Here is a 12,098-nt window from a genome sequence, read left to right on the forward strand (position 1 = left end):
ATTCACTTTTTATAAAGTAAAATTTAAACTTATACGTACTTACCAAGAATTACTCTTTTGCTTCTTTTTAGGGAATTATGACCCGTATTGATACCCATTTATGATATTGAAAATAAGAAATAATTCTTAATTGAAAATAAGAAATAATTCTTATTTTCTTGTATCTTTGCCTAAGATTTGTGGAGTCCAAATGTTTGGCTTCAATTTATTATAGAAATTCACGCAAATTATAATCAAAAGAAATGATTCCTGCATACAAAAAACAATTAGAAAAGGCAAAAGATCTACATCAAAAGTATACAAAAATCTATAATATTATTGGAGCTGTACGGCTATGTGTAGCAATTAGTATTCTGTTTTTAGGATATTTATCTTTTACAAATTTTTCGCTTTTATACCTTGTTGGAATATTTTTTTTCGTGACATTTTTTCTATTTTTAGTCGTAAAACATAAAAAAATATCGTATCTCCGCAAAATAGAGAAATCAAAAATAGACATCAATCAAAAGGAAATCGATTTTCTCGAAAAAGGAGTCTATTTTTACGATAATGGCTTTGATTTTCAGGATAAAGAACATCCATATGCATATGATTTAGACATTTTTGGTGAGAAATCATTGTTTCATTATATCAACAGAGCGGTAACTTTTTCGGGAAAAAAACAACTGGCAGCACATTTCTTGCGTACCGATAATAAGTACATTCCTGAAAAACAAGCCACCATTGCAGAATTATCCGAAAAATTGGAATGGAGACAAGATTTTATGGCTGTTGCTTCTCAAGCACCCGATAATCAACATACAGCTGAGAAAATTAGCACTTGGAAAGAACGAAAAGAAGTTCTTTTTTCATTCCCTTTGCGAGTTTTTATCTATCTATCTCCTTTATTATTATTAAGTTTTATCATTTTAGGGTATATTTTCGATTATGCCGATATGAAGATGTGGGCAAATACCTTATTTGTTATCAATTTGATGGTTTTTGGATGGGAGTTACGGCATATACTTAAAAATAAGCAGGGATTTGAAGGGATCTACGACACCTTGTATTCCGTAAGGAAGAATATAGAACTTATTGAAAAAGAAAGTTTTAAATCAAAACAAATTTGTGAGTTACAACAACAGTTAATCCAAAACAACCAAAGGGCAAGTGAGTTGACTCGTTCGTTAGCTCGTTTGCTAGACAATATGGATAATGTGCTGAATATCTTTTCTTGGGTACTAAATGGATTTACTCTTTATCATCTACATCAATATAACAAGCTGATTTTGTGGAAGAAAATTAACGCGGAACACGTTGCTACTTGGTTGGATGTGATTAGCGAAATGGAGGCTTTGTGCAGTTTAGCAAACTTTAAATACAACCATCCCGAGTTTGTTTTCCCTGAACTGAACGCCCATTTTGAAGTAAGTTTTGTGGACATAGGACATCCTTTAATTGCTGAAAATCAACGCGTAACTAATTCTATTTCATTCAAAGAAAACCGATTTGTGATACTGACAGGCTCAAACATGTCCGGAAAGAGTACCTTTCTGCGAACGCTGGGAGTGAATGTACTTTTAACCTCTATGGGGCTACCCGTTTGTGCTAAAAAAGCAAATGTACATCCGATGAAAATACTCATCTCTATGCGTTTGTCAGATTCGCTTAACGATGGGAAATCTTACTTTTTTGCAGAAATAGATCGATTGAAGCAGATTATGGAAACTCTTCAACAAGAACCATGTTTTGTACTTTTAGACGAACTTTTGCGTGGAACAAATTCCGAGGATAAACAATCAGGTACAGTGAAAATTATTGAGAAAATGGTTGAATTGAATGCTATAGGCATCATCGCTACACATGATTTGGAAGTGTGTAAATTAGAATCAGAGTACCCACATCATCTTAAAAATCAATGCTTTGAAGTAGAAATAATTAACAATGAATTACATTTTGATTACAAACTCAAAGAAGGTGTTTGCCAAAACAAAAATGCTACCTTTTTGATGAAAAAAATGGGAATTATTTAAAAATAAGTAGGATAGAGATACATTGGCTTAGCAAAAGTTTTTTTTGCGGAGATAATATGTTTTTTTATATTTGTGCGATTCTTGGTAAAAAGTTCAAAAACTGATGGTTAATCAACTCTTTGAACGAAAATAGGTAAAAAAGGGTCTTTATGAAATCAGAAACAATGAAAGAAATTTATTTTGCAGGAGGATGCTTTTGGGGAACAGATCACTTCTTTAAGCAAGTTCGGGGGGTCATCACCACCGAACCGGGCTATGTGAATGGGCATACGAATAAGCCTATTTATGAAGAGGTTAACACAGACACCACAGGGTATGCTGAAGCGGTAAAGGTTATCTATGATCCAAAAGAAGTTCGTCTGGAATTGCTAATTAAATTGTTCTTTGAAACGATTGATCCAACCAGTCTCAACAAACAAGGTAACGACGTAGGCACTCGTTATCGTACAGGAGTCTACTACACTAACGCTAAAGATAAGGCTGTTACAGACGCTTTTTTCAATAAAATCGAACGAATGTATTTTCGTCCAATCGTTGTAGAAAGAAAACCTCTTGAAGTATTTTATCCTGCTGAAGACTGGCATCGAGACTATCTGATAAGAAATCCTAATGGCTATTGTCATATTGAGCCTCATTTATTTGCTTACGCCAGCAAGGCGAATCCGAAAAAACCCAGATATAAAAGAGAAAGCCAATCCTTTTTAAAGAAAAAATTAACACCTTTGCAGTATGCGGTAACCCAAAAGAAAGCTACCGAGCAACCCTTTGATAACCTTTATTGGAATGAAAATCGTAAGGGAATTTATGTGGATATTACCACAGGAGAACCCTTATTTCTATCTTCAGACAAATATGATTCAGGTTCTGGTTGGCCGAGTTTTACGCGTCCCATTGACGATAGCCTCATCATAGAAAAACCTCATAAATCAGGAGGAAAAACCCGTGTTGAGGTGCGGAGTAAAACAAGTAATAGCCATTTAGGACACCTTTTTAATGATGGTCCTCTGCATAAAGGAGGATTGCGTTACTCCATTAACAGTGCGTCCTTACGTTTTATTCCAAAAGAGGATATGGAAAAAGAAGGTTATGGTATTTATTTATTTCTATTTATGGAGTAATCCTTTATGTTATGAATACTTTCTCGGATTATCATTTCCGTATAGCTACGACTGATGATTTTTCAGCCATATGGGAAATTATTCTTTTTGCTAAAGAAATTCGGAAACAAGAAGGTAGCTCTCAATGGCAAGACGGTTACCCAAACGAAGCTACCATATTTGCTGATATTCAAAATAAATATGGATACGTAGTTGAATTTCAGTCAGAAATAGTAGGGTATTTTGCTTTTATATTGGGTGCTGAACCTGCATATGAATCTATTGATGGCAAATGGGTCAGTGAACAGCCATATGCTGTGGTACATCGCATGGCAGTGAGCGCTAAAGGAAAAGGTAAAGGTTTGAGCAAAAGGATGTTACAAAAAGCAGCTGAATTAAGCGTTGATAATAACACGTTTAGCCTTCGTATTGACACTAATTTCGACAATATTCCGATGCTTCGTACTATTCAAACGTTGGGGTATGTGTATTGTGGAGAAGTCTATTTCCGAGGTTCTGCCCGAAAAGCATTTGAAAAGGAGCTACGCTGAAGTACATTAAAACAGAATACGTGTCAATTTATCCATATCCACGAGCATAATACTGAAAATACCAATTGTTAAAATCACACGGAGTAAATTGTGAAGCAATACATAAGTACGATTTTTATTACTTTTCCATAGTGCTATAATGAAAAAAAGCAAAGAGATGGCCACAAAAATAATATAAATGTACATGCATCCAATATCAAAGTGGTGTAGTAGTACGTAAATGGGTGAAAAACACACGCAAACTACCAATGAAATTACAATTTTACTCTTATTTTCACCATATTTGACAGGGATCGTTTGGTAATTATGCACCAAATCACCTTTCAAATTCTCTAAATCCTTAATAAGTTCTTTGATAAGTATCAGAAGAAAAAGTAACAGAGCGTGAATAAAAATAACTGTATGTACGTTTTTATAGTATACAAAAACAGCGAAAAAAGGAATAATAGCTAATATTGCTGAAGTGAGGTTTCCCCAAAATACGATTTTCTTAATCCGATGAGAATAAAACCACATTAAAAAGATATACCCAGAAAAAAACATTACTGCTCGAAATGACACGTAACTCGCGACGATTACAGAAATAAAATTCAACAGAAAATAAAGCGTCAATTTTGTGTTTTGTCCAACTAACCGATCAACCATCGATTTTAAAGGGCTGTTAATCAAGTCTTTCTCTTTATCATAGAATCCATTAATAATGTATCCACCAGCAATAGCCAACGCTCCCGCAGCAACGAGTATAAGCAGATTTATATCAAATACCACCTCACGAACAGAATCACGTTGCGACAAAATAAAAATCGCTGCCAAGTACTGAGCTATACAAACCATCAAGATGTTGTAGCCCCTTACGGAAGAGAATAATCCGAGCATCTTTAAAATGGTATGTCTGAATTTTTGGCGTGACATCAGTTTCTTTTCTGATTTACAAAGGTATTATTTTTTTGGATATATCTGTAAATTTAATTCAATTTATAGTCCTTTAGATTTAATTCTCTTGACAGTCAACAGTATATCAGTACATAGGTGAAGACTTTTATTGCATAAATTCATGGCATAAAAATTGCGTTTGGGGGTTGAATGTAGCAAAAATAAAATTAGTATTTAAATCCTAAAAATTGTATATTTGCAGATTGAATGAATGTTTTTCAAAAAAAATATTCAAGTATCTTTCAATACATAAGATACAAGCTCAAAAAAAGTATTTCAAATTATTAAAACACAATCGTAAATATAGCATAGAGATATGATAAAAATAGAAAAAAAAGATGTAATATCAGCACTGACGAAAATTACCACCCCAGGTGAAGGTAAAAATATGGTCGATAGTGGTGCGGTTCAAAATATTGTAATTTTCGGTGACGAGGTTGTAGTAGACGTGGTGATAAACAATCCGAGTTTACAAGCAAAAAAACGCACGGAAGTCGAAATCATGAAAGCTATTCACAGTGAGGTGTACGAAAAAGCTAAAGTGTTCGTAAATGTAAAAGTCATTGCTCCTGAGAAACCAGAAATTAAAGGAAAACCTATTCCTGGAATAAAAAATATTATTGCCGTGGCATCAGGCAAAGGCGGTGTTGGAAAATCAACTATAACAGCCAATTTAGCGGTTTCTTTAGCAAAAATGGGATTTAGCGTAGGACTGTTGGACGCTGATATCTATGGACCTTCAATGCCGATTATGTTCGATGTGGTCGATGAAAAGCCAAAATCAGTAACCGTAGAAGGACAATCAAAAATGAAACCTATTGAAAATTACGGAGTTAAGATGCTTTCTATTGGTTTTTTTACCAATCCAAATCAAGCTGTGATTTGGCGAGGTCCAATGGCGGCCAAAGCTCTCAATCAGATGATTTTTGATGCAGATTGGGGCGAATTAGACTTCTTACTATTAGATTTACCTCCTGGAACGGGTGATATTCATTTGAGCATCATGCAGGCTATGCCAGTAACCGGAGCGGTAGTAGTAAGTACTCCACAAAAAATTGCTCTTGCCGACGCTCGTAAAGGTGTAGCAATGTTCCAACAAGACACAATAAACGTTCCTGTATTAGGAATTGTAGAAAATATGGCGTATTTCACTCCTGAAGAATTACCTAATAACAAATATTACATCTTCGGAAGAGAAGGAGCTAAAAACCTGGCCGAAGATTTAAATGTTCCATTCTTAGGTGAAATACCTTTGGTGCAAAGCATCCGTGAGGCAGGCGATGTAGGACGACCAGCAGCATTACAAGAAAATACTCCTTTAGCATTGTCATTCAAGCAATTATCACAAAATGTAGTGCAAAGTGTTGTAGAACGCAATAGAAGTTTACCTCCTTCCGAAGCCATTAAAATCACGACTATGGCAGGATGCAGTAAATAATTAGGGACAAAAAGCGGGAGTTTATAGTTTGATCTTAAATTCTGGCAAACTATATAAAATTGAAAATAAAAACATAACAGTGAGGCAATATGATTCACTCAGAAATATCAAAAAAAATGACAACAGAACAAGTAAGAGAAAACGTTTTAAGGGCATTGGACGAAATTCGTCCGTTTTTGCAAAGCGATGGTGGTGACATCACTTTAGTAGACATTGAAGATGACAGAATCGTTAAAGTAAGACTGGAAGGTAACTGTTTGGGGTGTAGCGTAAATCAAATGACGCTAAAAAGCGGTGTTGAGATGACCGTAAAGAAATATGTTCCTCAAATAGAGAGCGTTGTAAATATTCTTTAAACAAAAGAACATCAGATAGTAAAGGATTTCGGGCAGCAGAATACTGTCCGATATGGTTGTTTATGCCAATGAATAAAACGTAGAACGATGAGCTCCCAAAAGAAAAATAAAAAAGAATACATCAGACGTAAGTTGCTAAGTAAATACCGGTTGGTATTTATGGATGAGGAAACCTATGAAGAAAAGGCTTCGCTACGGCTAAGTCGTATGAATATCTTTGTGGTAGGGACGCTTTTCTCACTGTTTTTAATCATTGCAACGACTCTATTTATCATCTATACTCCCTTACGTCAATATATCTTAGGTTTTTCAGAAGTTAATAACAAACAAGAAACCATTAATTTAGCGTTTAAAATTGATTCGTTGGAAAACCAAATGCGAAAGAACGATTTGTACCTAAACTCTATAAAAAAAGTACTTACAGGCGATATTCTATATACCCAAATCAATAAAGATTCTATTTATGAATCCAATAAAATTGACCCTAAAACGATTGATTTGAGCCCAAGCCGACAAGATTCGTTATTGCGACAAGAAGTGGCTGAAGAAGATCGTTACAATGTTTTCGAAAAGGCCTTATATCAAAACAAAGAAATTCTACTTTTTCCTCCAATTTCTAAAGGAGTGATATCGAACGAATTTAAACCACAAGAGCGTCATTTTGGTATTGATATCGCAGCCCCTGAGGGTACAGCAGTCAAATCAGTCGCTGACGGGACAGTTATCTTTGCTGAATGGACTGTTGCTACGGGTAATGTCATCATCATTGAGCATAAACAGAATTTGGTTTCGGTTTATAAACATAACGCCACCTTAGTGAAGCAACAAGGCGACCAAGTGCGAACAGGTGAAGTGATTGCAACCATTGGCAACACTGGTGAATTTTCGACAGGTACGCATCTGCATTTTGAACTTTGGAGCAATGGTTACCCAGCAAATCCGAGAAACTATATCGAGTTCAAATAGAACAATATCAACAGTTTGAGTCATTTTAAACACCGAATCCCATGAACAAAAAAATTATCCTTGCATTATTGATTTTATCTCCTATCTATTTTCTGATTCAAATATTCTTTTTCGATATGAAGTACATAAACGATGAAGAAATTATTTTCGGATGGGATCGCGAGAATATGCGGTTTCAAATCAATGAAAAGAAACCGTTTGAGTTAAATGGCATCGACGGGCCTTATATCATCAATGACACCTTGTACTATGTAGATGAAAATAACATCCTTGTAAAATCTATCGAAATAAAAGATAGCTTACGAGTGCAAGTGCCTAACAAAGATAAAAGTACTTTTTATTTTTCACTAAATAAACAGCTCGAAAAAGATTCTGTAGCCTATTCAATGCCTGAAAAACTGATTGCAATTTCAGATATTGAAGGAAATTTTGACGCTTTTTGCGGATTTCTTGAAAAAAACGGAATTATCAACCAAAGTTTTAGTTGGACTTTCGGTAAAGGTCACTTAGTGCTAAACGGAGATTTTGTCGATAGAGGCGAACATGTGACTCCTACCCTATGGCTTATTTACAAACTTGAACAAGAGGCTAAAAAACACGGCGGAAAAGTTCATTTTGTTTTAGGAAACCATGAAATTATGAACTTTCAAGGAAAATATAAATACGCCAACCCTAAATACATCAAATTAGCACAGCTGATAGCACCCAAAGAGACAATAAAAGAAAGTTATAAAATTTTGTATTCCCAAAAATCTGAAATTGGTAAATGGTTGCGTTCCAAAAACATTTCTGTGAAAATAGGAGATTATCTTTTCGTCCATGCTGGACTTAGCTCCGAAATCATTTCCTTAAATCTTACCTTGCAAGATATGAACGAAATCACTCGAAAAAATTGGGACAAAGACCTTTATAATAACCCTGAAAACGATTCAACAGCCAATTTTTTACTCGGACGAAAAGGTCCTTTTTGGTATAGAGGTTTAGTAACTGATTACAAACATTATAACAAAGCAACTCCCGAGGATTTGGAACAACTGCTAAACCTCTATCAAGTCCAGAAGATAGTCGTTGGGCATTCGATTGTGGATGCTGTTTCTACCGATTATAATGGTAAGGTTATCCGCATAGACGTAAAGCACGGACACGAAAAATACAGCCCAAAAACACAAGGGTTATTGATAGAAAATGGCTTTGTATACAAAGTAGACGCCACAGGACATAAACAACCACTATAAGGATAAACATTTTAATGCCAATAAAAACTAAAAACATATGAAACACGTGTTATTCTACTTTTTACTGATTTTCACATCGTTATCTTATGCTGGGATTGACCATTTATTGCCCAAGCCACAGCACATTCAGCCTAATGGAGAGACTTTTTGCTTCAAAAAAGTGCGTTTGGAAACTTCGGTTTTGCAAGAACAGTGGCGACAATTTATTTCGGAAATGGGCGGAGAAATTTCATCTTCGGCTAAGCAATCTATTGAAATAAAGTTAGTTAGTAGCATTCCGCAAGCCGAACTAAACAAAGAAGAGGCATACCGATTAATCGTTTCCAAACGAAAAATACAAATCGAAGCCATAACCGAAAAAGGCGTTTATTGGGCAATGCAAACGCTTCGGCAACTAAAATCACCCAAAGGGAAAACCTATTTTGAAGGCTGTTCCATAGTGGATTATCCTGCGTTTCGTATTCGCGGATTTATGCAAGATGTGGGGCGTACGTTTATTTCATTGGAAGAATTAAAGCAAGAAATCAAAATTCTTTCGCAATATAAAATCAATGTTTTTCATTGGCATCTAACTGAAAATCAAGGTTGGAGATTGGAAAGCAAGCGATATCCGATTTTGAATGATAGTTCGAGTTACGAGCGAATGCACGCCAAATTCTACACTTTGGAGCAAGCTAAGGAACTTGTCGATTTCTGTAAGCAACACAATGTGCTTTTAATTCCTGAAATTGATATGCCGGGGCATAGTTTGGCGTTCCAAAAAGCGTTTAAATGTGATATGCAAACCGAAAAAGGAATGCTGATTCTCAAAGAATTACTTGATGAAATGATGCCTTATTTCGATGTGCCGTACTTCCATATTGGGACAGATGAAGTAGAGTTTACCAACCCTGATTTTGTCCCCGAAATGGTTCGTTTCATTCGGAAAAAGGGTAAAAAAGTGATTTCTTGGAACCCTGGTTGGGACTATAAAGAAGGGGAAATTGATATGACGCAACTGTGGAGCTATCGAGGGAAGGTACAAAAAGGCATTCCTGCCATTGATTGTCGTTTGCATTATATCAATCATTTTGATGCATTTGCCGATTTAATTGCTTTGTACAATAGTCGTATTCTGAATGTAAAAAAAGGAGATGACAACCACGCAGGAGCCATCGTTGCGGTTTGGCACGACCGATTCATTCCTGATGAAAAAGAAATCATCATTCAGAATAATTTTTATCCGTCGATGTTGGCTTTGGCAGAACGCTCTTGGCTTGGTGGAGGGACAGAATATTTTGACGTAAAAGGAACAAATTTATTTTCGGAAAAAGATGAAAACTTCATTGCTTTTCACGATTTTGAACGCCGAATGTTATGGCATAAAAAACTATATTTCAGTAATTTACCTTTTGCTTATGTAAAACAAACACATATGAAATGGCAAATTACCGATGCTTTTCCTAATGAAGGAAATCTAACAAAAACTTTCCCTCCCGAGCAAGAAAATTTTGCAGAAAGTTATTTTTACAATGGGAAAAAATATGGTACGAAAACAGCCATCGGGGCGGGCGTTTATTTGCGACACGTTTGGGGAAAAATTGTGAAAAGTTTTTACGAAAATCCACAGCCCAACCACACGGCGTATGCTTATACGTATGTCTATTCGCCTAAAAAACAATCTGTTGGGTTGTGGGCTACCACACAGAATTACAGCCGTTCTGAAAAAGACTTACCGCCTCCACAAGGAAAATGGGATTACAAAGAAAGTAAAATTTGGATTAACGGAACGGAAATTTTACCGCCTGTGTGGGCTTCTTCTCATAAAGAAAAATCGAATGAAATTCCGCTAACGAACGAAAATTTTGAAGTACGAAATCCCATTGCGGTAACTTTACAAAAAGGTTGGAACAAAATATTGTTAAAGTTACCCATTGGAAAATTTTCCACTCCCGAAGTTCGCCTTGTGAAATGGCATTTTAATTTTGCTTTTGTTACGTTAGATGGCAAAAAAGACGTTGAAGGATTGATTTTCAGTCCTGAACAGAAGATATAAATAGGATTATTCAATTTTTGAAAATAACCGCTTGGAGCAAAATTTTCGAAATATTACGAAAGATTTTTATGCTCCAAGCGATATTTATAAAAACGTTTAGTAAACGAAAAATTCAAGATTATGAATATTTTGAAATAAATAATTTTCGTGTAAAAATACGTTTTAAACACATAAAAATCTATATGTCAATTATTTATAAAAAGACATAACGACTCTATTTTATAAGAATTTATAAGTACACGCAAAAAATTTGAATATTCGTTTTAATTTGCGTACATTTGCGGAATAGAGATTTTTTTATGAAAGAACTTCTACTTTCACAAGGATTAATGGCAACGATAATATGGGTTTTTACACTCTCCTTTGTGGTGAGCTACCTTGTTTTGCCCAGAATTATTTACATTGTGGTAAATAAAAATTTGATGGATGACCCCAACGAAAGGAGTTCACACACACAGAAAACTCCAACAATGGGAGGAATTGCTTTCTTCATAAGTGTTATTTTTACCATATTTTTTATTCGTGATTATGATGTTGATCATATAGGGACTAACATCATTTCAAGTGTAAGTATATTGTTTTTCATTGGGTTGAAAGATGATTTAGTGGGAGTGCAGCCCAAAACCAAAATGATTGGTCAAGTGCTTTCTACCCTCATTTTATTTTATGGAACACAGCTTTTGGTACGTTCATTAGATGGATTTCTTTTTATCCATGAAATTGATTTTTGGATTTCAGTGTTGCTTTCTTGCATGGTCATGATGGCTATTGTAAATTCATTCAATTTGATTGATGGTATCAATGGCTCGGCGGCAATGGTTGGCATTGTGATTTTTGGAGGTTTCGGATATATATTTTATTTGTCTGGAAATTATTACTATTGTTTGCTATCAGCTCTTTGTATCGGTTTTTTGTTAGCTTTTTTACGCTATAACCTATCGGAAAAGAAAAAAATATTTATGGGTGACACAGGTTCAATGATTGTCGGCTTCATTATCGGATTTTTGGTGCTGAAATTTTTTTCCTTGTCACCGGAAGAGTTAGTAAATGCTCATATAAAACCAATCAATAAAATTTGGGTTGTGTTGGCTATTATATTTATTCCTTTTTTTGATACTACACGTGTTTTTGTTACGCGTATTGTACGACATGGGAAACCTTTCTTAGCCGATAGAAGCCACATCCACCATGTACTGATTGACTACACAGGACTTACTCACGGAAAGGCAAGTTTGTTTTTGGCTTTCATTAACTTAGTTGTTCTTGTGGTAATTCTATATTTAAATACGATTTTTTCTTCCACCTACGTGTTTTTGTTTCTTTCAGCTATTTTCGTTGGGTTAGCATTACTTCTGTTTTATTTCAATAGAAGTTACAACACACGAAAAAGTAAACAAAAAATACGAAGAATACTAAATAAAACTGGATTAAGCAAACACAAAAAATAACCCCGTGTCAAAAAAAGCTACGAAAGA

10 protein-coding genes are annotated in these 12,098 nt (G+C 35.0%); 9 read left to right on the forward strand and 1 reads right to left on the reverse strand.

The genetic code is table 11. The features are described from left to right. Positions 1-419 precede the first annotated feature (419 nt). The 3 genes from CGC49_RS05325 to CGC49_RS05335 all read left to right on the forward strand — a co-directional run bounded on the left by CGC49_RS05325 (position 420) and on the right by CGC49_RS05335 (position 3,660). Complete coding sequence (locus CGC49_RS05325; protein ID WP_369801113.1) at positions 420-2,012, forward strand: DNA mismatch repair protein; 1,593 nt, start codon at positions 420-422, stop codon at positions 2,010-2,012. Positions 2,013-2,161: 149 nt separating this feature from the next. Next, a complete protein-coding gene (gene msrB, locus CGC49_RS05330; RefSeq protein ID WP_095912035.1) occupies positions 2,162-3,130 on the forward strand; it encodes a peptide-methionine (R)-S-oxide reductase MsrB in 969 nt (322 codons plus the stop codon). A gap of 11 nt (positions 3,131-3,141) precedes the next feature. Then, positions 3,142-3,660: a GNAT family N-acetyltransferase gene (locus CGC49_RS05335; RefSeq protein ID WP_095912036.1), complete on the forward strand. Its 519-nt coding sequence runs from the start codon at positions 3,142-3,144 to the stop codon at positions 3,658-3,660. Positions 3,661-3,666: 6 nt separating this feature from the next. On the opposite strand, the gene CGC49_RS05340 is transcribed toward CGC49_RS05335, so the two are convergent. Then, a complete protein-coding gene (locus CGC49_RS05340; protein WP_172914260.1) occupies positions 3,667-4,572 on the reverse strand; it encodes a geranylgeranylglycerol-phosphate geranylgeranyltransferase in 906 nt (301 codons plus the stop codon). Positions 4,573-4,909: 337 nt separating this feature from the next. Between CGC49_RS05340 and CGC49_RS05345 the strand changes: the two genes are divergently transcribed. The 6 genes from CGC49_RS05345 to CGC49_RS05370 all read left to right on the forward strand — a co-directional run bounded on the left by CGC49_RS05345 (position 4,910) and on the right by CGC49_RS05370 (position 12,071). Continuing rightward, positions 4,910-6,031, forward strand: a complete 1,122-nt coding sequence (locus tag CGC49_RS05345; RefSeq protein WP_188111525.1) for an Mrp/NBP35 family ATP-binding protein — start codon at positions 4,910-4,912, stop codon at positions 6,029-6,031. Between the two features lie 116 nt (positions 6,032-6,147). Beyond that, a complete protein-coding gene (locus CGC49_RS05350) occupies positions 6,148-6,387 on the forward strand; it encodes a NifU family protein (RefSeq protein ID WP_042006893.1) in 240 nt (79 codons plus the stop codon). 87 nt (positions 6,388-6,474) lie between these two features. After that, the gene (locus CGC49_RS05355; protein ID WP_042006867.1) at positions 6,475-7,353 is read left to right on the forward strand and encodes a M23 family metallopeptidase; all 879 of its coding nucleotides are present in this window, start codon (positions 6,475-6,477) and stop codon (positions 7,351-7,353) included. Positions 7,354-7,469: 116 nt separating this feature from the next. Next, on the forward strand, positions 7,470-8,588 hold the full coding sequence (locus CGC49_RS05360; RefSeq protein ID WP_232745204.1) for a metallophosphoesterase: 1,119 nt from the start codon (positions 7,470-7,472) through the stop codon (positions 8,586-8,588). 37 nt (positions 8,589-8,625) lie between these two features. After that, positions 8,626-10,623, forward strand: coding sequence for a family 20 glycosylhydrolase (locus CGC49_RS05365; protein ID WP_095912038.1), 1,998 nt, complete (start codon positions 8,626-8,628; stop codon positions 10,621-10,623). Between the two features lie 299 nt (positions 10,624-10,922). Beyond that, entirely contained in the window at positions 10,923-12,071 is a 1,149-nt protein-coding gene (locus CGC49_RS05370) for a glycosyltransferase family 4 protein (protein WP_172919731.1), read from the forward strand. The last annotated feature ends 27 nt before the right edge of the window (positions 12,072-12,098 follow it).

Source organism: Capnocytophaga sp. H4358, assembly GCF_002302515.1.
Classification (GTDB): domain Bacteria; phylum Bacteroidota; class Bacteroidia; order Flavobacteriales; family Flavobacteriaceae; genus Capnocytophaga; species Capnocytophaga canis.